This is a genomic window from Halalkalibacter akibai JCM 9157, from assembly GCF_000513135.1.
GTDB classification, from domain to species: Bacteria; Bacillota; Bacilli; order Bacillales; family Bacillaceae_D; genus Halalkalibacter; species Halalkalibacter akibai.
This window is the reverse complement of record NZ_BAUV01000054.1, coordinates 1-21,314: the sequence shown is the minus strand read 5'-3', so window position 1 is coordinate 21,314 and position 21,314 is coordinate 1. Positions and strand designations below refer to the sequence as shown.

Annotated in this window: 18 protein-coding genes; 14 read left to right on the top strand and 4 right to left on the bottom strand. The window is 37.5% G+C overall.

Going from position 1 to position 21,314, the window contains the following annotated elements; translation table 11 throughout:
* Nucleotides 1-55 precede the first annotated feature (55 nt).
* The 3 genes from JCM9157_RS19820 to JCM9157_RS19810 form a co-directional block, all read right to left on the bottom strand.
* Nucleotides 56-1,738, bottom strand: a complete 1,683-nt coding sequence (locus JCM9157_RS19820) for a glutamine--tRNA ligase/YqeY domain fusion protein (RefSeq protein WP_035667513.1) — start codon at nt 1,736-1,738, stop codon at nt 56-58.
* Nucleotides 1,739-1,858: 120 nt separating this feature from the next.
* On the bottom strand, nt 1,859-2,713 hold the full coding sequence (locus tag JCM9157_RS19815) for a nitroreductase family protein (protein ID WP_035667512.1): 855 nt from the start codon (nt 2,711-2,713) through the stop codon (nt 1,859-1,861).
* 25 nt (nt 2,714-2,738) lie between these two features.
* The gene (locus JCM9157_RS19810) at nt 2,739-3,230 is read right to left on the bottom strand and encodes a hypothetical protein (protein ID WP_035667510.1); all 492 of its coding nucleotides are present in this window, start codon (nt 3,228-3,230) and stop codon (nt 2,739-2,741) included.
* Nucleotides 3,231-3,322: 92 nt separating this feature from the next.
* Between JCM9157_RS19810 and JCM9157_RS19805 the strand changes: the two genes are divergently transcribed.
* A complete protein-coding gene (locus JCM9157_RS19805; RefSeq protein WP_035667509.1) occupies nt 3,323-3,919 on the top strand; it encodes a vWA domain-containing protein in 597 nt (198 codons plus the stop codon).
* A gap of 211 nt (nt 3,920-4,130) precedes the next feature.
* Here JCM9157_RS19805 and JCM9157_RS19800 read toward each other — a convergent pair whose 3' ends face one another.
* Complete coding sequence (locus tag JCM9157_RS19800) at nt 4,131-4,961, bottom strand: AraC family transcriptional regulator (RefSeq protein WP_035667508.1); 831 nt, start codon at nt 4,959-4,961, stop codon at nt 4,131-4,133.
* A gap of 121 nt (nt 4,962-5,082) precedes the next feature.
* Between JCM9157_RS19800 and JCM9157_RS19795 the strand changes: the two genes are divergently transcribed.
* The 13 genes from JCM9157_RS19795 to JCM9157_RS19740 all read left to right on the top strand — a co-directional run bounded on the left by JCM9157_RS19795 (nt 5,083) and on the right by JCM9157_RS19740 (nt 21,267).
* Nucleotides 5,083-6,075: a Gfo/Idh/MocA family protein gene (locus JCM9157_RS19795; protein WP_035667507.1), complete on the top strand. Its 993-nt coding sequence runs from the start codon at nt 5,083-5,085 to the stop codon at nt 6,073-6,075.
* Between the two features lie 33 nt (nt 6,076-6,108).
* A complete protein-coding gene (locus JCM9157_RS19790; RefSeq protein ID WP_035667517.1) occupies nt 6,109-7,035 on the top strand; it encodes an aldo/keto reductase in 927 nt (308 codons plus the stop codon).
* 221 nt (nt 7,036-7,256) lie between these two features.
* On the top strand, nt 7,257-7,826 hold the full coding sequence (locus tag JCM9157_RS19785) for a glycerol-3-phosphate acyltransferase (protein WP_052013279.1): 570 nt from the start codon (nt 7,257-7,259) through the stop codon (nt 7,824-7,826).
* Between the two features lie 121 nt (nt 7,827-7,947).
* Nucleotides 7,948-8,682: a tRNA pseudouridine(38-40) synthase TruA gene (truA, locus tag JCM9157_RS19780; protein ID WP_035667506.1), complete on the top strand. Its 735-nt coding sequence runs from the start codon at nt 7,948-7,950 to the stop codon at nt 8,680-8,682.
* A 524-nt stretch (nt 8,683-9,206) separates the two neighbouring features.
* Complete coding sequence (locus JCM9157_RS19775; RefSeq protein ID WP_081734263.1) at nt 9,207-11,672, top strand: carbohydrate-binding domain-containing protein; 2,466 nt, start codon at nt 9,207-9,209, stop codon at nt 11,670-11,672.
* 199 nt (nt 11,673-11,871) lie between these two features.
* Nucleotides 11,872-12,726 (top strand): methyl-accepting chemotaxis protein, encoded by an 855-nt coding sequence (locus tag JCM9157_RS19770; RefSeq protein ID WP_035667504.1) that lies wholly within the window; start codon nt 11,872-11,874, stop codon nt 12,724-12,726.
* 184 nt (nt 12,727-12,910) lie between these two features.
* On the top strand, nt 12,911-14,251 hold the full coding sequence (locus tag JCM9157_RS19765) for a cytochrome ubiquinol oxidase subunit I (protein ID WP_148296925.1): 1,341 nt from the start codon (nt 12,911-12,913) through the stop codon (nt 14,249-14,251).
* On the top strand, nt 14,248-15,264 hold the full coding sequence (locus JCM9157_RS19760) for a cytochrome d ubiquinol oxidase subunit II (RefSeq protein ID WP_035667500.1): 1,017 nt from the start codon (nt 14,248-14,250) through the stop codon (nt 15,262-15,264). Before JCM9157_RS19765 ends, JCM9157_RS19760 begins: the two co-directional genes overlap by 4 nt.
* A gap of 12 nt (nt 15,265-15,276) precedes the next feature.
* Complete coding sequence (gene cydS, locus JCM9157_RS26245; protein WP_439644357.1) at nt 15,277-15,378, top strand: cytochrome bd oxidase small subunit CydS family protein; 102 nt, start codon at nt 15,277-15,279, stop codon at nt 15,376-15,378.
* A 3-nt stretch (nt 15,379-15,381) separates the two neighbouring features.
* Nucleotides 15,382-17,103, top strand: coding sequence for a thiol reductant ABC exporter subunit CydD (gene cydD, locus JCM9157_RS19755; protein ID WP_035667498.1), 1,722 nt, complete (start codon nt 15,382-15,384; stop codon nt 17,101-17,103).
* Between the two features lies 1 nt (nt 17,104).
* Nucleotides 17,105-18,814: a thiol reductant ABC exporter subunit CydC gene (gene cydC / locus JCM9157_RS19750; RefSeq protein ID WP_035667496.1), complete on the top strand. Its 1,710-nt coding sequence runs from the start codon at nt 17,105-17,107 to the stop codon at nt 18,812-18,814.
* A 245-nt stretch (nt 18,815-19,059) separates the two neighbouring features.
* Nucleotides 19,060-20,646, top strand: a complete 1,587-nt coding sequence (locus JCM9157_RS19745) for a methyl-accepting chemotaxis protein (protein WP_035667494.1) — start codon at nt 19,060-19,062, stop codon at nt 20,644-20,646.
* A gap of 108 nt (nt 20,647-20,754) precedes the next feature.
* On the top strand, nt 20,755-21,267 hold the full coding sequence (locus JCM9157_RS19740) for a hypothetical protein (protein WP_035667492.1): 513 nt from the start codon (nt 20,755-20,757) through the stop codon (nt 21,265-21,267).
* Nucleotides 21,268-21,314: the final 47 nt, after the last annotated feature.

The following is a 21,314-nucleotide window of genomic DNA, read 5'->3' as shown; positions in this document are numbered from 1 at the left end:
GGCTGCAGCGTAATGGAACGAGCATGTCATTTCCCCTGCCCCTTAGCCTTTACCATTAAAGCTTAAATGAACTTTTTAATGAAACAATCAAGTTAAACACAAGGTTGTCTTTTGTCGTTAGCTTAGGATCGACATTAAAGTAGCCGTGTCTAAAGAATTGGAACTTGTCTTGAGTACTAACTTCTTTCATGTTAGGCTCTACAAAGCCTTTTAGCACTTGAAGAGAATTAGGGTTCACTTGGTCTAAGAACGTTTTTTCTGCTTCCGTTCCTTCTTCTGTGTCTTCTCCTTCTAACTCTTCAGGCTCTTCGTTTAGTAGAAGTGGCTCATATAAATGGAAATCAGCTGGTACGGCTTGTGTGGCTTCAACCCAGTGTAGAGTTCCTTTTACTTTACGACCTGTAAAGCCTGATCCACTTTTCGTTTCTGGATCATACGTACAGTGAATCTCAATTACGTTGCCATCTTCGTCTTTAATAACGTCCTCACATTTGATAAAGTAAGCATGCTTTAAACGAACTTCGTTACCAGGGAAGAGACGGAAGTATTTCTTTGGTGGATCTTCCATAAAGTCTTCTTGTTCAATGTAAAGTTCTCTTGAAAAAGGTATTTGTCTTGTTCCCATTTCAGGATTCTCTGGATTGATTTCCGCATCAAGCATTTCCACTTGTCCCTCTGGATAGTTGGTAATGACTACTTTTAAAGGACGAAGAATACCCATCGTACGTGGAGCCTTCATTTTCAAATCTTCCCGTACGAAGAAATCTAACATTTGTGAGTCTACTGTACCAGAACCTTTTGAAACGCCTGTTTCACGAACGAAAGCTCGGATGGCTTCAGGAGTATAGCCTCTACGTCTTAGCCCTGAAATCGTTGGCATACGAGGATCATCCCAACCATCGACAAAGCCTTCATCAACTAATTGTTTCAGCTTGCGTTTACTCATTACTGCATTCGTAATATTTAAACGACCGAACTCAATTTGTTGTGGGGTGCTCGTCATTTCACATTCTTCGACGATCCAATTGTAAAGTGGACGTTGATCTTCAAATTCTGTTGTACAAATAGAATGAGTCACGTCCTCAATTGCATCCTCTAACGGATGAGCAAAGGCATACATTGGGTAAATGCACCAAGCGTCTCCTGTGTTATGATGAGTCGCATGAGAAATGCGATAAATGACTGGATCACGCAAGTTGATATTAGGAGACTTCATATCAATTTTGGCACGTAATACTTTCTCGCCATTACTGAATTCACCTTTACGCATGCGCTCAAATAAATCGAGGTTCTCCTCAATGGAGCGTTCTCGGTAAGGACTGTCTTTTCCAGGCTCTGTTAATGTTCCACGGTGTGAGCGGATTTCATCTGGTGATAGATCATCTACATAAGCTTTGCCTTTGTTTATAAGCAGAACGGCTCTTTCATACATTTCTTGAAAATAATCAGAAGCAAAGAATAGCCCATCCCAATCATAGCCAAGCCACTGAACATCCTCTTTGATAGCATGAACATACTCTGAGTCTTCCTTTAATGGATTTGTGTCGTCAAAACGTAAATTTGTTTTGCCGTTAAATTCATCTGCTAAATCAAAGTTAATAACAATCGACTTAGCGTGGCCAATATGTAGGTATCCATTAGGTTCTGGCGGGAAACGAGTGATCACATGGTTTCTTTTGCCGGACTCTAGATCTTCTTTTATGATATTTCGAATAAAGTTCGAAGAGTTATGTTCCACGATATTCAACCTTTCTTGTACTAGATTGTGTATTACTTAATTTCCCATAATACACCATGTAATAGACAATATTGTATCATAAGTATTTGTTTGAACAAAAGCTTGGTTCCACTAGAACACCTACTTTTTCACGTTCCAAGTCACAACATACTCCGTATTTTCATTTAATACGTTCAACTGAGGATCGGCAACGACCCAACTTCCTTTTAATTGAAGCTCCAAGCAAGCAAGCTCAAATTGACACATCGCAATTCCGATGTCTAGTAGTTGCATATCATACCCTAATTTTGAACTATAATTCGGAGTATGCTCGATGTTAAAATAACAAGACGTCTGATCTTCAGATAAAACAAGCCTCCAAGGTTGTTTGTTTGAGGCTGATGGACCGATTCTTACCATCTCAATCGGTATTTCTAACGAACCTGACTTTTCCTTTGATAAAGGTTCTTCGAAGTTACTGTGAAAAAAAATTTGATCCCAACGCTTTTTATTATCTGCTTTCACAACGTAACGTAAAGCTTTATCAAATATACGCTGCTTTCCAGTAGGGTAGCCGAGTGGTGTTACACATGGAATAAATTCATCATCAATAAGTTGAATTTCTTTTTCAAACGAATTTCTAGAAAAGGTTCCTCCCATCCAACATGTACCTAACCCTAACTTAGTTAGATAAAGAACGAGGCGATGGAAGATATAAGCATATTCAACTAGAGCGAGTTTTTCATTTTTGGCTGAGCCAACTAAATAAGCTTGCGGATTCTTAATAAAACCATATGTTCCGAGTTTAATCCCTTTATCTGTGACATTATTTTTAACTAAGACAAAATAAATCTTTCCAATGCCACCAAAAGGTCCTATTAAGTTTTCTTCGTTGTGAATGTATGTTGATATTTGTTCTATTTCAAATGCTGATAAGCTTCTAGTCTCAAATGTTCGGATTGATTGACGAGCTTGCATCGTTTCAATGTAAGACATAATAATTCCTTTCTTATTCTCTAACTTAAGTGAGGGTTTTTAAGTTGAAGTGGACCAAAGCTTCGTTAACGGCATCAATGTCATAGATGTTTTTCTCCAAACAAAATTGAATGACTAAATCAGCTGTGTCGCTATCTGATAAGGAGTGACCTGCAGAACTTAAAAGCAAGATTACATCATCGCTTGGTAATTCTAAGGCCAACGCAAGGGCAATAACCGTGTTTTTGCCAGGGCGATAAGAAGGATTAGAACGTATTTTCGAGAAATGTCTTCGGTCAATGCTTGCTTTCTTATAAATATCTGAGTCTGTTTTATTTTCACGGTCAATAAAAGAAAAAAGAAGTTCATTTAATGTAGGTTTCCGTTTTTTCTTGATGAAATTCTCAAGCTCCTCTGGTTCGATCTCATCATAAATCAGATAATCTGCTAGTTTAGCTTCAGATATTTCGTTCACTTGCATATCTAGTAGATTATAAATATAAATTTCAAGTTCTTTGATAAGCTTTTGAGTAAGCATCTCATTCCCCCGTAAATGTCGCTTTTGAAGCGACCGAAAGCTAATTCATTTTAGTTAAGATTATAGCATGACTTACTGAGGGAGATGATGAGATGAATAAGAAACTAACGGAAATTATCTTTTTACTTGATCGAAGCGGTTCAATGGAAGGATTAGAACAGGATACGATCGGAGGGTTTAATGCCTTTATCAAAAAGCAATGTCAACATAAAGGGGAAACGCTATTAACCGTTGTCCTGTTTGATGATGAGTTTGAAATGATTTGGAATGGCGTTGACGCATCTTCTAATCAAGTAAGACTAACGGACGATCACTACTTTGTAAGAGGATCTACAGCATTACTAGACGCAGTAGGGAAAACGATTTTAAATGTCAAAAATAGAATACAAAAAACAAAAAAAGAAAAAAGGCCTGGTAAAGTGATTTTTGTAATTACGACTGATGGGATGGAAAATGCAAGTTATGAATTTACTTATGAAAAGGTTCAAACTTTAATAAGGAAGCAACAGCAACAGGAGAATTGGGAATTTGTGTTTCTAGGCGCAAATATAAATGCAGCAGAAGAAGCCGGTAGTTTAGGCATTGATGCGGAGCATGCCTATCAGTTTGAATCAACTCAAAAGGGAGTTGAATGTATGTACGACCTTGTATCAGAAACGGTGTCTGAAAAAAGAGGAACAAGTTATTAATAAGGCTGACTCCATTCCACATCCCTATTTAGTTTTTGATAGTTAACGAGTGAAGTAAGGTGCAGCTTTGGAATAGAATTTTTTTCTGTTAATGAAATGGAGCTACAGTCACTCGACTCCTTCGGGATAAGAGGCTCGGCACCTCCCCGCGGAAAGCGAGTAACTGTAGCGGATTGGAACGACCTCTGTTCAGGGGGGAGTCTTATTGCAATCAATGGTATAGCTGTCTATATTCAGTAGGAGTCATGCCTTCATGCTCTAAAAAGCGTTTATTAAAATAACTAATGCTTGGATAACCTGCGCTTTCTGCTACTTCTTTGATCGGCATTAATTTATTGTCTAGAAGAAGTTGCTTGCTTAATTGAAGTCGGCATAGAGTGACGAATGTCATTGGTGTCATTTGCGTAGCTCGTTTAAACAAGCGGCAAAAATAATAGGTGCTCACATCTATTGAATTGGCCCAGTAGTCTAAATCAAAAGGTTCAGAGGCTCTTGCTTGCATGATCGGTAATAGCGTTTCGATTCGATTATCAAGTTCTGTTTTTTTATTAGAACGTGGTACTGCATTTGTTGTAAATTCCATTAAGAATGAGTAAGTCAGAGTAGATAAGAGTGAGAGTTGCAAGAGACTATGTTGCTCGGTCTTTGAAAGCAATTTCTCGTGAGATTCTTCTAAACTTGTTAACTGTTGCACATTCCAAAGTGAAAAATGATGAAACCCTCTTTCTGTAAGAAATTGCTGAAGTACACTTCCGTAAAAGTGAACCCATCTAATATCCCACGGATCATTTTGACTGCTGTAATAACGCTGTTGTTGCATCGGAAAATATAAAAAGGCATCGCCGCGTTTTAATAGAAACGCTTCTCCGTCTATTTCGATATAGCCAGATCCCGATAAGATAAAATGGATACTAAAATTGTTTAAGGATCCAACTGCCCGATCAACCTCATGCTTAGGCTCTTTCCAATACCGACCAATAGATTCAGGGAGAATCATAAATTCATTTTTAGGGAGTGTAGGAAGTAATTTTTGTCTGAGCAATTTAATCTCTCCTTATGACAATATTCTTTCATTAAAGAGCAATAAGATTCTATTTTTATTTTAGTATGACTCTTATATAATGACAATAAAGTAGTAAGTTTTCTAAAAGGAGAGGAACGGAATGAAAAAAGTACGCTGGGGTATTATCGGATGTGCCAACATTGCCAAACACTCAGTTATACCAGGTATCCAACAATCAGAAACAGGAGAAGTCGTAGCAATTGCCAGTCGGGGGTTAGAAAAAGCGAAAGAAACTGCTGAACAATTAAACATCCCTGTTGCATATGGTAGTTACGAAGAATTATTAGCTGACCCTGAAATTGAAGCCGTTTACATTCCGCTTCCAAATCATTTACATAAAGAATGGACGATTCGCGCGGCAGAGGCAGGAAAGCATGTGTTATGCGAGAAGCCTTTAGCATTAAATGCAGAGGAAGCAGAAGAAATGGTGAATGCTTGTGAAAAGGCAGGAGTGATTCTAGCTGAAGCATTCATGTATCGCTATCATCCACGTTATACAAAGATTCAAGAGATTATCCAATCTGGTGAGATTGGTGAGATTCGAGGAATTCATGGGGCGTTTACGTTTAATAATGCAGGAGATTCAGGTAATGTCCGCTATAAGAAGGAGTGGGGTGGTGGCTCGCTTTATGATGTCGGAGTCTATCCGATTAGCGCAGCGAGAATGTTGTTAGAACAAGAGCCAACTGCAGCCACGGTTCATGCTTTCTTTTCAGAGGAGCATGATCAAGTTGACATGATGGCTTCAGGCTTACTTGAATTCGAAAAAGGCGTCGCGTTAACGTTTGATTGTGGGATGTGGGCTGCATTTAGAAATACCCTTGAAATTGTTGGGACAGAAGGGCGAATTGAGGTTCCATCGGCCTTTATAACAAATAAAAGTGAAAAAGACCACTTCGTAGTGATAACAAATGAAACAAGAGAAGTGGAAGTGCCATATTTGAACCAATACAGCTTACAAGCTGATGCGATTGGAAGAAGCATTCGTGATGGAAAAGAATTGCCGTTTCCTTCTAATGACGCTGTTTTAAACATGAAAGTTCTCGAAGCTTGCTTAACTTCAGCTGAAAAACGCAGTCGTGTTGAAATCTAAATTCTAGGAGGAATTTCGATGAAAAATTTAACGATGAAAACCATCTCAATAAAAGGGATAGATAAACCGGTATCAGCGCTTGTTCAAGGTTCCGATTATTTCAATCCTGATGTATATGAAAAAGTATGCACTGTTTTAGATCGTTATTTAGCAATCGGTGGAAATACAATTGACACGGCTCATGTTTACGGATCAGGCAAAAGCGAACTAGCGATAGGACAGTGGTTAAAAGAACGTAACAATCGTGAAGAAGTTATCATTCTAACAAAAGGTGCTCATCATGATGAGCATGGACCACGCGTTAATTCAGAAGCTATTTCCAAGGATTTACATGAGAGTTTAGAAAGACTTGGCACAGATTATGTAGATTTATATGCGTTGCACCGTGATGATGAAGCAGTTCCTGTTAGCGACATTATAGATGCTTTAAATAGTCATATTAAGGCAGGTCGCATTAAAGCAATTGGTGTTTCAAACTGGAGTGTTCAAAGATTACAAGAGGCTAATGAATATGCTGAATCAAATGGTTTAGTTGGGTTTACATTTAATAGCCCTAATCTGAGCTTAGCAAAAGCGAATGAACCATTTTGGCCAGGATGTGTATCGGCGGATGCGGCTTATTGCGACTGGCATCAAGAAAACCAAATTCCGCTACTTTCATGGTCATCACAAGCTAGAGGATTTTTTACAGGGCGTTTCTCTTCTGAGGATAAAAGTAATGATGACATCGTCCGTGTGTTTTACAGTGATGAAAACTGGGAACGGCTCCAACGTGCTGAGAAACTAGCGCAAGAAAAAGGGGTAACAGCCATTCAAATTGCACTTGCTTATGTGTTAAATCAGCCATTTCCTACTTGTGCACTGATCGGAGCACAAAATGAAGAAGAGCTTCTTTCTTGTTTAGAAGGTTCAAATCTTTCATTAACTCCAGATGAAATTAACTGGTTAGAAAATGTATAAGAATGCTAGATAGATGGAGGGGTCCCAAAGTCAATGTTAGGCTTTGAGGGACCCCTCTTTTCCGTTTTAGCTATTGTAAATAATGGAAGAAGGGATGGTAATACTACCCTTTCGACAAATAAGTTGTCTAAACTATACCCGTTTTGATCATCATCGTTTATACTAAGATAGTATACTTGTTTTTAATTGTAACGCTTTCTTCTCGAAAGGGGTAGAGATAGATGTATTTGTTTCTCATGTTCTGTTTATTAGCTTACCTAACTGGCTCAATCCCTACTGGGAAAATTGTGGCTCGTCTTAAAGGGGTAGACATACAAAAAGTTGGAACGAAAAACATTGGAAGTAGCAATGTATATTTGAACCTAGGAAAAAAAATGGCCTTACTCGTCTTAATAGGAGATATGGGAAAAGCTTTCTTAATTGTGACGTTTGCTGCGGAATATTTTAGTCTAGGTCAAACGATGTTTATTGGCCTCTGTCTGATTATAGGTAATTTAAAATCTTTATTTTTAAACTTCAGTGGTGGCAAAGGTGTGGCAACTAGTTTAGGTATCTTTCTGGCAACGGAACCGATCGCTTTATTGTTTTTAGGAATTTTATGGATTTTAGGTCTATTATTTAAGAAATATATTTTATGGTCAGGTATTGGAGCTATTTTCCTCATTCCTTATCAATATTCTGGATACGGCGAAGGGATAGCTGTTATCTCTGCATTCTTCATTATTTTATTTATGCTTTTAAAACATAACGAAAATATAAAATGGGCTCGAGTGGAGCAAGAGGCTTCTTAACTCGTTCATGAATGTAGAATAGAAACAATGGAAAAGCTAAATTAAAGAAAAAACTTTGGGGTTATTGCATCAATCTGCGATAACCCCTTAAATGCTAACTACATAGATAAAGGAAGATAAAATGAACAATTATAAACTAATGATTCAATATGATGGTGGTCGATACAAAGGTTGGCAGCGTCTTGGGAACGGTGAAAATACGATTCAAGGTAAAATTGAAACGGTTTTATCAGAGATGGTAGGTAGAAAAATAGAGATTATAGGGTCTGGTAGAACAGATGCTGGTGTCCATGCTCTTGGACAAGTGGCTAATGTAAAATTAAGCGAAAATTTTACAGTAAAAGAGGTTAAAGAGTATTTGAATCGTTATTTGCCTCATGATATCAGTGTGACTGAGGTGACGCTAGTTCCAGATCGTTTTCACTCAAGGTATAACGCAAAGGACAAAACCTATCTTTATAAAATTTGGAATGAGGATTATACTCATCCGTTTATGCGTAAGTACAGCTTGCACATCGAAAAGAAATTACATATTGATAACATGGTAAAAGCAAGTCAACTTTTCGTAGGAGAACATGATTTTACAGCTTTTTCTAATGCTAAATCTAAAAAGAAGACAAATACGAGAACGATTCACTCTATAACTATTCAAGATAATCAAGGATTTATAGACATTAGGGTTTGTGGAGATGGTTTTCTTTATAACATGGTTAGAAAAATGGTAGGGACTTTGATTGAGGTTGGTCTAGGTGAAAAGGAACCTGAACAAGTACTTACCATTTTAGAGTCAAAAGATAGAAGCCAAGCAGGATTTGCCGATGCAACCGGCTTATATTTAGAGGGAATTTCTTTTTAAATTGAATACGGAATAAAATCAGGTAAACAGGTCCTGATTTTATTTTTTTGAATTTTTTTGAGAACTAAAGATTGAAATAGAAGTAGAAGACAACGGACATAAGAAAATTGTATTAGTTTTAATTATAGAAAACGCTTTTCTATAATTATTTATACCTAGAACGAAAATACTGTTTCGAAAGCGGTTTACTATAAAACCTTATATTCCGGCTCTTTTTTTAAACAGGGGGTGAAAATTCACTCTAGTATTCTAATTTCAACATGCTATAATAAATTTGTAAGACGCAATATACATCTTTTTTTTATGATATTTGTAAGCGGTTAACCTTGTGCTATATGCCGATTTAGGAAGGGGGTAGATTGAGTCAAGTAGTCATAATTTAGATAACTTATAAGTTGTTGAGAAGCAGGAGAGAATCTGGGTTACTCACAAGTTTTTTAAAACATTATCGAAAGCACTTTCGGTTATGCTTATGAATTTAGCTATTTGATTCAATTACTTTAATAATTTTAGGAGGTAATATGATGTTAAGAAAGAAAACAAAGCAGTTGATTTCTTCCATTCTTATTTTAGTTTTACTTCTATCTTTATTTCCGACAGCTCTTGCAGCAGAAGGAAACACTCGTGAAGACAATTTTAAACATTTATTAGGTAATGACAATGTTAAACGCCCTTCTGAGGCTGGCGCATTACAATTACAAGAAGTCGATGGACAAATGACATTAGTAGATCAACATGGAGAAAAAATTCAATTACGTGGAATGAGTACACACGGATTACAATGGTTTCCTGAGATCTTGAATGATAACGCATACAAAGCTCTTGCTAACGATTGGGAATCAAATATGATTCGTCTAGCTATGTATGTCGGTGAAAATGGCTATGCTTCAAATCCAGAGTTAATTAAAAGCAGAGTCATTAAAGGAATAGATCTTGCTATTGAAAATGACATGTATGTCATCGTTGATTGGCATGTACATGCACCTGGTGATCCTAGAGATCCCGTTTACGCTGGAGCAGAAGATTTCTTTAGAGATATTGCAGCATTATATCCTAACAATCCACACATTATTTATGAGTTAGCGAATGAGCCAAGTAGTAACAATAATGGTGGAGCTGGGATTCCAAATAATGAAGAAGGTTGGAATGCGGTAAAAGAATACGCTGATCCAATTGTAGAAATGTTACGTGATAGCGGGAACGCAGATGACAATATTATCATTGTGGGTAGTCCAAACTGGAGTCAGCGTCCTGACTTAGCAGCTGATAATCCAATTGATGATCACCATACAATGTATACTGTTCACTTCTACACTGGTTCACATGCTGCTTCAACTGAAAGCTATCCGCCTGAAACTCCTAACTCTGAAAGAGGAAACGTAATGAGTAACACTCGTTATGCGTTAGAAAACGGAGTAGCAGTATTTGCAACAGAGTGGGGAACTAGCCAAGCAAATGGAGATGGTGGTCCTTACTTTGATGAAGCAGATGTATGGATTGAGTTTTTAAATGAAAACAACATTAGCTGGGCTAACTGGTCTTTAACGAATAAAAATGAAGTATCTGGTGCATTTACACCATTCGAGTTAGGTAAGTCTAACGCAACAAGTCTTGACCCAGGGCCAGACCAAGTATGGGTACCAGAAGAGTTAAGTCTTTCTGGAGAATATGTACGTGCTCGTATTAAAGGTGTGAACTATGAGCCAATCGACCGTACAAAATACACGAAAGTACTTTGGGACTTTAATGATGGAACGAAGCAAGGATTTGGAGTGAATGGAGATTCTCCAGTTGAAGATGTAGTTATTGAGAATGAAGCGGGCGCTTTAAAACTTTCAGGATTAGATGCAAGTAATGATGTTTCTGAAGGTAATTACTGGGCTAATGCTCGTCTTTCTGCCGACGGTTGGGGAAAAAGTGTTGATATTTTAGGTGCTGAAAAACTTACTATGGATGTGATTGTTGATGAGCCGACCACGGTATCAATTGCTGCAATTCCACAAGGGCCATCAGCCAATTGGGTTAATCCAAATCGTGCAATTAAGGTTGAGCCAACTAATTTCGTACCGTTAGGAGATAAGTTTAAAGCGGAATTAACTATAACTTCAGCTGACTCTCCATCGTTAGAAGCTATTGCGATGCATGCTGAAAATAACAACATCAACAACATCATTCTTTTTGTAGGAACTGAAGGTGCTGATGTTATCTATTTAGATAACATTAAAGTAATTGGAACAGAAGTTGAAATTCCAGTTGTTCATGATCCAAAAGGAGAAGCTGTTCTTCCTTCTGTTTTTGAAGACGGTACACGTCAAGGTTGGGACTGGGCTGGAGAGTCTGGTGTGAAAACAGCTTTAACAATTGAAGAAGCAAACGGTTCTAACGCGTTATCATGGGAATTTGGATACCCAGAAGTAAAACCTAGTGATAACTGGGCAACAGCTCCACGTTTAGATTTCTGGAAATCTGACTTGGTTCGCGGTGAAAATGATTATGTAACTTTTGATTTCTATCTAGATCCAGTTCGTGCAACAGAAGGCGCAATGAATATCAATTTAGTATTCCAGCCACCTACTAACGGGTATTGGGTACAAGCACCAAAAACGTATACGATTAACTTTGATGAATTAGAGGAAGCGAATCAAGTAAATGGTTTATATCACTATGAAGTGAAAATTAACGTAAGAGATATTACAAACATTCAAGATGACACGTTACTACGTAACATGATGATCATTTTTGCAGATGTAGAAAGTGACTTTGCAGGGAGAGTCTTTGTAGATAATGTTCGTTTTGAGGGGGCTGCTACTACTGAGCCGGTTGAACCAGAGCCAGTTGATCCTGGCGAAGAGACGCCGCCTGTCGATGAGAAGGAAGCGAAAAAAGAACAAAAAGAAGCAGAGAAAGAAGAGAAAGAAGCAGTAAAAGAAGAAAAGAAAGAAGCTAAAGAAGAAAAGAAAGCAATCAAAAATGAGGCTACGAAAAAATAATCTAATAAACTAGTTATAGGGTTATCTAAAGGTCTGATGCAGATCTTTTAGATAACCTTTTTTTGCATAACTGGACATAGAATGGTTATTAAAGAAAGCAAGGTGTTTATACGATATTAAAAAGGTAGCGATTTTAAATTGAAACCTTTAATAATGTCTTGTGATAGAATGATGAAGTAATTTAAGAGGGGGAAACGAAGTGAAAACGGAAATTTCTAGTAGAAGAAAAACAGACCAAGAAATACTGCAAGCTTTGGTAGATAGTGCGCCTTATTATCAAGCGGGCTCAAAAGATGACTTGGTCATTTCAATCTGTGATAGAGAAAAGTGGTTGTTACAATTAAATCATCCGAAGTTATCGTTAGATGTCAAAGCAGGAGATCCTGTCTCTAAAGACGACCCGGTGATTCAAGCGGCGTTAAATGGACAAGAAGGGGCGGGGAGGCCTCCAATTGAGTTATACGGAGTTCACTTTTTTGGGAAGACAACTCCCATTTTTAACGACCAAGGTAAGGTTATCGGGGCAATGGGCCACGCATATGGCATTGAAACGATACTAGAGATAGAAGAAAGTATTGATCAGCTAAATGAAATTGCTGTTGAAGTGAGAAGAGTTTTGAGTGGTATTGTAGAGTTAGCGGATAAACTCACACAAACGAATGATCATCTGTATGATGCATCTAACAAAGCTAGAGAGAATTCAGAAGAAATACAAAAGATCTTGGATATTATTAATGATATTTCAAGACAATCTAATATTCTTGGTTTGAATGCTAATATTGAAGCTTCCAGAGCAGGAAAAGCGGGACTTGGTTTTAATGTAGTCGCAAACGAAATTCGAATTTTATCTCAGCAAACAAAAGATTCATCAGATAAGATCGAGACTTCTATTGGGACAATAAGGTCAAACATTGAGCATATTCTTAATGGGATCAGTGATGTTCAAGGAGTTAGTTCAGAACAAATTCAACTAATAAAGACAGTTGAAGCAACACTAGGAACTTTATCTTCGCTGATAAAAATTGTAAACGATTTAATTAAAAAGTTAGGATAATTGAATAAATACTTGAGCAAACCTAAGCACTCTTCCAGCTTAGGTTTTTTTTGGTACTTAAAGTGTTTTGTCATGAATTGATCACTTTTCTGTAACGAATCCGTTTAATTTGTGATGTATTTCACATACATTTTCAATATACAATGACAGTATCTCCATTAAACATGTGTAGAGGAGGATGAAAATGGAGTCTGTAGAATTTAGTCGTTATTTAACGATGCTCACACTATCGGTGCATGTGATTTATGCAACGCTTGGTGTTGGTGTTCCTATTATGATTGCTCTTGCCCATTGGCTTGGATTAAAAAGAAAGGATGAACATTATCTACTTCTTGCTAAACGGTGGGCACGTGGATATGTCATTACTGTGGCTGTTGGGGTTGTAACAGGAACAGCCATTGCCCTGCAGCTTGCCTTATTGTGGCCGCGCTTCATGGAGTTTGCTGGTCAGCTAGTTGCACTTCCGTTATTCATGGAAACATTCGCCTTCTTTTTTGAGGCCATTTTCCTTGGGATTTACTTATATACGTGGGATCGATTTAAGAATCCTATGCGACACTTTTATTTATTAATTCCAGTTGTTTTAGGCTCTGCGATGTCAGCTTTGTTTATTACATCTGTAAATGCTTTTATGAATACACCACAAGGCTTTACGCTAGTGGATGGTCAATTAACCAATATCCAACCATTGCTAGCTATGTTTAATCCAGCTATGCCGACGAAGGTTGCTCATGTATTAACGTCGGCTTATATGACAACTGCTTTTGTATTAGCAGCGATTGCAGCTTATCACCTTATGAAGGGAAATAAACATGCTTATCACCGTAAAGCTCTTGCTTTAACGATGAAAGTCGCTCTTATTTTTTCAATTGCTACAGCTTTAGTTGGTGACTTATCAGGGAAGTTTTTAGCAGAGTACCAACCTGAGAAGTTAGCGGCAGCAGAATGGCATTTTGAAACTGAGGGAGAAGCTCCACTTATGCTTTACGGGATCTTAACGGAGACGAATGAAGTAAAATACGCCATTAAAATTCCGTATGCACTCAGTATCCTTGTGCACAGTAATCCAACTGGGGTCGTAACAGGTTTAAATGATATTCCAGAAGAATATCATCCGCCTTACGTGATTCATTACTTTTTTGACATCATGGTCACAATTGGGATCTGGTTAACTTTCCTTTCCCTTGTTTATTGGATTGCTCTGTCACGTAATTGGGCTTTTATTCAAACGCGTTTGTTCCGGTTCTTACTTGTTACATCAGGGCCTTTAGCAATGATCGCGATTGAAGCAGGTTGGTGGTTTACAGAGGTTGGGCGTCAACCGTGGATTATGAGGGATTTCATGAAAACAGCAGAAGGAGCGACCAATTCACCGTATGTAGGCTGGATGTTTGTTGCCTTTGCTATTCTTTATGTCATTCTGCTTATAGGAACAGTAGTTGTGCTTACACGAATGTTCAAAAACAACCCAGCTGAGCGTGAGCTGGAGCGGATGGAGACTGAACAAAGGAGTGTGGCGAAATGACAGTTGAAATTTTAGGGATATCGGTATTATGGTTATTCCTTTTTGGCTACGTCATTGTTGCATCCATTGATTTTGGAGCAGGATTTTTCAATGCATCAACGATTGTGACGAAAAAGCATCATATTGTAAATAATGTTATTCAGCGTTATTTGTCTCCGGTGTGGGAGATTACGAATGTGTTTTTAGTTTTCTTTTTTGTTGGGATGATCGGATTTTTTCCGAGTACAGCTTATTATTTTGGAACAGTTCTATTAATACCGATTAGCATCTCTATTATTCTACTTGCGCTTCGTGGTAGTTATTATGCTTTTGGGACGTACGGGACAAAGGGACATAAAGGTTATACGCTTATGTATGGTGTAACAGGAGTCCTCATCCCAGCTTCACTTTCTACTGCTTTAATTGTTTCACAAGGTGGGTTTATCCGTGAGACAAGCGCAGGAGGGATCGAACTAGATTATGTTGCTTTGTTCACAAGTCCCTTTGCTTGGTCGATCGTTTTACTAAGTCTTGTTAGTGTGTTGTTTATTTCAGCTAGTTTTTTAGCTTATTACTCATCTGTGGCAGAAGATTATGATGCGTTGAAATTATTCAAGCGCTACACGTGGATTTGGAGCTTTCCAACGATCATAACAGCGCTAGGGATTATTATCGAGATGAGGTGGCATAATCCATCGCACTATCAAGGATTGCTTTCATTATGGTGGGTATTTGCCCTTTCATTTATTTGCTTTATTACTAGTTTATGGTTGTTAAAGAAAAAGAGATTTGGCTGGTCTTTCATTTTGGTTGTTTTACAATTCGCTCTTGCGTTTTATGGATATGGTGTATCTCGTTACCCGTATTTATTGTATCCGTATATAACCATTTACGACGGATTTACGAATGAGACGATGGCATATGCTTTAGTTACTGTGTTCATCTTTGGCTTAATGTTGTTAATTCCATCTTTATATCTCGTTTTTAAATTATTTATTATGAATAAACCTTATATAAAAAAGGGGAAAGCGTAGGAGGGAAAACAGATGCATAATTTTCTTTTGTTCTATGCGCCGTTATTAGTGGCTTTATTGGCTATGGTCTTATCCTTCTTCGTGGCTACGAAAAGCACGAAGTACGAGGATTAGAAGATGAAGACACTTCAAAAACTAGCAATGGCACAAAGGCGCCATTATTATACGCTCAGTTCCTTAGCGGTCATTGTTAGTTTACTAATCGTTTTACAAGCGTATTTAATTGTTTCTATTGTAGATGGATTATTTTTAGATAAACAAACGTTTGATCAAGTCGTGTATTTACTATTAGTGTTGCTAGTGGTTCTCTTACTTAGATCGTCTGCATCGTATTGGACCAATCTAATCGGTGGAAAAATGGCGGCTAATGTGAAAATGGATTATCGTAAAAAGCTTTTGGATTCTTATAAAAACACGACATTAACAGCTTCCTATCAAGGACAATCTGGCGGGAAAGTAAGTGTAATGTTAGAAGCAGTCGACGAATTAGATCCATTTTACAGTAAATATATCCCACAAAGACTAATGAGTACGATTGTACCAGTTGTGATTTTGATTGTTATCTTTAGTCAGCATTGGTATTCAGGAGTCATTATTTTGTTAACGGCTCCTTTTATACCGATTTTTATGATGATCATAGGAGCGAAAACTCAAAAGAAATCTGAAGAGAAACTAGAGAGCTTAAGTCTCTTTTCAGGAAGGTTTCTAGACACCCTGCAAGGTCTAGTAACCTTAAAGCTTTACGGAAGATCAGCTCACTACAAAGCGGTTATTCAAAAGAGCAGTCTTGATTTTAGAGATACAACGATGAACATCTTAAAGATTGCCTTTACTTCTTCTTTAATGCTTGAGTTAATATCTATGCTCAGCATTGGTCTTGTCGCTCTTGAGTTAGGCTTAAGGCTTGTTGTGTTTAAGGAGATAAGCTTCTTCACCGCTTTTTTCATTTTGTTATTGGTGCCAGAGTTTTATCAATCATTGAAAGATCTAGGAAGTGCCTTTCATGCGGGCAGAAGTAGTACAGGAGCAGTCGAGAAAATTGAACAAGAACTGTTGAAAAAAGAAAAAGAAATAAAATGGGGTACGGCCCCTTTTCCAAAAAAAATCACTTTAATTGAACTTGTTAATGTTCAGTATCAATATGAAAAGCAAGGGTTCCGCTTAGAAAACATCAATGCCTTGATTCGAGAAGGTGAACAGGTTGCTATTGTAGGAAAAAGTGGATCAGGGAAATCGACGTTGTTAAATGTACTAGCGGGTTTATTACAACCTGATGATGGTTCCTTACTAGTTAACAAAAGTGAACGATCAACTTTTAAAGAACAGGCTTGGTTTAAAGAGATTAGTTATATTACACAACATCCGTATCTATTTTCAGGGACAATCTCGGAAAATATTGCGCTTGGATTGAATGCTAGTCAGCAAGAAATAAAGGAAGCCGCCAAGAAAGCGGGGATCTCTTCTTTAATTGAATTAATGCCAGCTGGTTATGATACGGAAATCGGCGAGGGAGGAAGAGGATTATCTGGAGGCGAGAAGCAGCGGATAGCTTTAGCACGTGCGTTCCTGAGAAAGCCTAAGATCGTTTTGTTTGATGAACCGACTACAGGGCTTGATTTGCGAACAGAACAATTGCTTCAACAGTCCATGAGGGAAATGGCAAAAGAGTGTACTGTTATTACAGTAGCTCATCGCTTACAAACGATTAAACAGGCTAGTACAATCTGGTTCCTTGAAAAAGGTAGGTTACTAGGACAAGGTACTCACGAACAGTTACGCACGAATAACTCGGCGTATAGACAGCTATTTGACCGACAAGATGAGGAGGAGGGGATGTAAGGTGAAGAAGCTTTTAGACATCATGCGGTTAACAGCTAACAAGAAAAAAGACTTGCTTCTTTCAATTTTATTTGGCTATCTTGCAGGTGTTACAGCTGTTGGCTTGTTTGCAGCAAATGGTTATCTTATTTCAAGAGCTGCTCTTGAACCTCCTCTTTATGTGTTGATTACAATGGTGGCCGTTGTGAAAATAGGGAGCTTTGTACGAGCGTTAAGTCGTTATGTGGAGCGCTATTATTCGCACCGAGCAACGTTTACAATGCTAAGTGATATACGAGTTCATTTTTATGGGAAATTAGAAGGAGTAGCCCCGAGACTTATGGCTAATTATCGCAGTGGTGATTTGTTAGCACGAGTAGTTGGGGATGTTGAAACTATGCAAAACTTATTCCTCCGGGTCGTATATCCGCCAGTTGTCATGTTGATTGTGTTTCTGACAACTATTTTATTTGTTTCTTTTTATTCTGCTCAAGTTGCCTTGATTTTTATAGGTGGGCTACTACTAACCGGTTTAATGATTCCTGCTTGGTTTGCTCTTAAACAAAGAAAAGTAAGCTCGAATATAAGAAAAAAGCGAGCTTATTTCTCTAGTGAAGTAACGGAATGGTTACAAGGGTTTCGTGAACTCAAGATTCATAACCAGTTATCAAACAAAGAGCAACAGCTTTTAAACGCGTCAGAATCCTATATAAATGCCCAACAAAAAGCAGAAAAAGAGCAGAACAAAAGCCAAACCGTTAATTTACTATTCACTTTAGGAATTTCATGGGCCGTTTTAGCTTGGGCTGGATATTTAGTAGCGACAGGTGATCTTGATGGAGTTTTCCTAGCGATGCTAGTGATGGTCAGTTTAACGGTGTTTGAACTGTCTACTCCGATGGCTGCTGTTCCAAATCATTTTGAGGAAAGTGAAAAAGCTGCAAAGAGATTGGCTGAAGTTGTTCACATACAAAAGGAAGCAAGAACAGATGAAGTTGTTGAAAATGTAATGGACGAACCTCTTGTTATTCAATTTGAAAAAGTGAGCTATACTTTTCCAAATGAGCATCGTAAAACATTAAATAATATTACGCTCAATATACCGGCAGGATCTAAAACAGCAATCGTTGGTCCGAGTGGTTCTGGTAAGTCAACATTGCTACAACTATTAATGAATTTAGCTGAGCCAACAGAAGGAGAAATATACTTCAACGGTGTTTCATCAATTAAAATAGATCAAGAATCTATCAGAAGAAAAGCAAAAGTGATTTTACAAGATAATCATTTTTTCTATGGGACGGTTAAAGATAACTTGCTCCTGACTTCGCCGTGGACGGATGAACAACTAAAACAATTGCTTAACGATGTACAGTTGCCGCATCTGAATTTATTAGATTTAGTCATGGAAAAAGGCCAAAATTTATCAGGTGGAGAAAAGCAACGCCTCGCTATGGCCCGAGCGATAGCAAAAGAAGGCAACCTTTGGTTACTTGATGAACCAACATCCGCATTAGATCCACACACAGAGAGATGTCTTTATCAATTATTAGAGTCAAAGGCTAAAAACGATACGGTCGTGGTAACGAGTCACAAACTATTAGGATTAGAAAAAATGAATCAAATTATCGTGATGGATCAAGGCGAAATCATTGAAAAGGGAACATTTCCAGATTTGATCCAAGCTAAAGGCTATTTTTATCAATTGGTCGAAATCGAAAAAAGTATAATTTAGATCCAAATAAGGCGAAAAGTGGAAATCTTAGTTGATTTCTGCTTTTTTTTATGGGCGATTTTAGTTTTAATAGGAATTATAGACTAGTAAAAAGTCTATTCTTCCTATTAAGATATTCAAAACACCGTTATGTACGTGAGTATAGGAAAACATTGCTATAGGATCGCTGAGTATATTTGACTATACTGTATTTATAATATTATCGAATTCAACAGGAATAGATTATAAACTAGGGGATGAGCTTGATGCAGTGGTTGAAAAATAGAAAGGTTGGTCAAAAGATTGCTATCTTAATTTTAAGTGTTGTTATGTTTATTGGGGCAGTTTCTTTTACAGGGTATTATTTTATTGGTCAAGCAGATAAATTGTCTGATGAAATGTACTACGATCAACTAACATCAGTTAAAAATCTTAATACAACAAGAGTAAATACTCGTGCAATTGAAGCAAACATGAAGGAATTGATTTTAACCACCGACCGAGCAAAAGAGCAAGAACTGATTAAAGAGATACACGAACGGGAAGAAAATATTAAGTTAGCGCAAGAAGCTTTTGCTCAAATCACATTAGATCCATATGAATCAGAGAAATTTGCAGAAATTCAAGAAGATTTAAAATATATGGCAACTGGTACGCAGAATTTTATTGCTTTGATTCAATCCGGTCAAAAAGACGAAGCGTACAGTTTTTATCTTCAGAACATTGCGGAATACAGTGATGAAGCTAACACGTTGTTAACAGAGCTATCATATTACAGTGCAAATCAAGCCGATGAACTCAATCAACAAATCTTACAAGGTAAGAAACAAGCTGACATGATGATGGTGATTATAACGTTAATCGCTGTTGGGTTTTCTGTTACTTTAGGCATCATTATTACGAAAATGGTGACGAATCCAATGAAAGCAGTTATGGAGAAAATGAGTTTAGCAGAGCGTGGAGACATGACCATTTCTGTTGATTACAACGCAAAAGATGAACTTGGTGTTTTAACAAATACGTTTAATAGTATGATTGCAGGAATGAGAGGGGCGATTCAACAAGTCGCTGAGAACGCCAATAGTTTAGCTGCAAGTTCCGAGCAAATTTCAGCAACAACGGATGAGATTGCTAGAGGGTCTGTTCAGCAGGCAGATGATGCAAGTAGCTCTTCTGAGATGGTAAAAGAGATGGTGCTAGCTGTTAAGGCCGTTTCATTAAATGCAGAAGAAACAGCCCAGTACTCTGAAGCTACTTTAGAGGCAGCAAATGAAGGACTATTGGTTATAGAAAATACAATTGAAGGCATGAGTGAAATCAATGAGAAAATTAAGAACTTAGCCAACACCTCTAGTGAGATTGGAGAAATTGTTCAAGTCATTGATGGAATTGCAGGACAAACGAACTTACTAGCTCTTAATGCAGCAATTGAGGCTGCAAGAGCAGGAGAAGCAGGTAAAGGCTTCGCCGTTGTTGCTGATGAAGTAAGAAAACTAGCAGAACAAAGTGGAAAAGCAACGAAGGAAATCTCTGCATTGATTCATTCTATCCAAAAAAATACGGATGAGTCTGTTGTCTCCGTAAATAGTGGAAGTGAAAAAGTGACGAGTGCAGGTGAAACGTTTAAAAATATTGTTAATTTGGTAAGAGATTCAACAAACAAAGTATCTGAGATTGCAGCTGCGAGTGAAGAACAAGCGGCTCAAGCAGCAGAAGTTCAACAAGCTGTTGAAAATATGGCAGCCGTAACAGAAGAAACAGCAGCTGGTGTTGAGGAAGCTGCTTCAACAGCTAATGAGTTAGCGCGCATGGCAGAGGGCTTAAGTGCGTTAGCATCTAGATTTAAAATTTAATTGAAATATAATTAGGGGGTTGTTGCTATTGCGACAACCTCTTTGTTTTTGTTTTATACAATTAGTAATGTATGATAGTGGTAAATAAAGGATGTTAGGAGTTCCGCCATGTTTGACCCTACTATTTTTGACAATCTTAAAGTCGCCATTGAAAATCAAGTTTATGATCTTGATAACATAGAAAGACAAATTGAGGTTACGAATCGAAGCGATCAGCTAGAGATGGCAGTTTTATCAAGAAAATTTGCAATAGAATTTGTATTGGTTAACCAATTTAATGTTAGAGCGGAGATTGTGTTATCTACGTCTTTAAAAGATTTGGCAGCAGAAATACTAGAGGATTCAAGTTTTGAACCTGGTTGCTTTTTAGCTGTACGATTTTACAAAGAGATTAAGAATGTAGAGCTAGAATGTGAGAAGGTCGAAAGGCTTTTACAAACGATTTGGAAACAACCAGAAAAACCAGTACAAACTATTCGTTTTATTTATGGAAATCATGGTATGTATGAGAATGAGATTGAAATATTATTTAACCGTAAAATTAATGAAGATCAAATGGAGGATTTAGAGGAATTTATTCAATATGTTTTGTATTCACTTCAGGAATTAAATGCAATTTGATTTTAATTTATCGCCCTAAAAACCCTTAAAGGAATTTCTTTAAGGGT

Excerpts from the sequence above, each read along its gene's own strand:
- JCM9157_RS19810 (WP_035667510.1), bottom strand. The coding sequence starts at position 3,230 with ATGCTTACTCAAAAGCTTATCAAAGAACTTGAAATTTATATTTATAAT.
- JCM9157_RS19795 (WP_035667507.1), top strand. The coding sequence starts at position 5,083 with ATGAAAAAAGTACGCTGGGGTATTATCGGATGTGCCAACATTGCCAAA.
- cydD (WP_035667498.1), top strand. The coding sequence starts at position 15,382 with ATGAAGACACTTCAAAAACTAGCAATGGCACAAAGGCGCCATTATTAT.
- truA (WP_035667506.1), top strand. The coding sequence starts at position 7,948 with ATGAACAATTATAAACTAATGATTCAATATGATGGTGGTCGATACAAA.
- JCM9157_RS19790 (WP_035667517.1), top strand. The coding sequence starts at position 6,109 with ATGAAAACCATCTCAATAAAAGGGATAGATAAACCGGTATCAGCGCTT.
- JCM9157_RS19745 (WP_035667494.1), top strand. The coding sequence starts at position 19,060 with ATGCAGTGGTTGAAAAATAGAAAGGTTGGTCAAAAGATTGCTATCTTA.
- cydS (WP_439644357.1), top strand. The coding sequence starts at position 15,277 with ATGCATAATTTTCTTTTGTTCTATGCGCCGTTATTAGTGGCTTTATTG.
- JCM9157_RS19805 (WP_035667509.1), top strand. The coding sequence starts at position 3,323 with ATGAATAAGAAACTAACGGAAATTATCTTTTTACTTGATCGAAGCGGT.
- JCM9157_RS19740 (WP_035667492.1), top strand. The coding sequence starts at position 20,755 with ATGTTTGACCCTACTATTTTTGACAATCTTAAAGTCGCCATTGAAAAT.
- JCM9157_RS19760 (WP_035667500.1), top strand. The coding sequence starts at position 14,248 with ATGACAGTTGAAATTTTAGGGATATCGGTATTATGGTTATTCCTTTTT.
- JCM9157_RS19815 (WP_035667512.1), bottom strand. The coding sequence starts at position 2,713 with ATGTCTTACATTGAAACGATGCAAGCTCGTCAATCAATCCGAACATTT.
- JCM9157_RS19775 (WP_081734263.1), top strand. The coding sequence starts at position 9,207 with ATGTTAAGAAAGAAAACAAAGCAGTTGATTTCTTCCATTCTTATTTTA.
- JCM9157_RS19785 (WP_052013279.1), top strand. The coding sequence starts at position 7,257 with ATGTATTTGTTTCTCATGTTCTGTTTATTAGCTTACCTAACTGGCTCA.
- JCM9157_RS19765 (WP_148296925.1), top strand. The coding sequence starts at position 12,911 with ATGGAGTCTGTAGAATTTAGTCGTTATTTAACGATGCTCACACTATCG.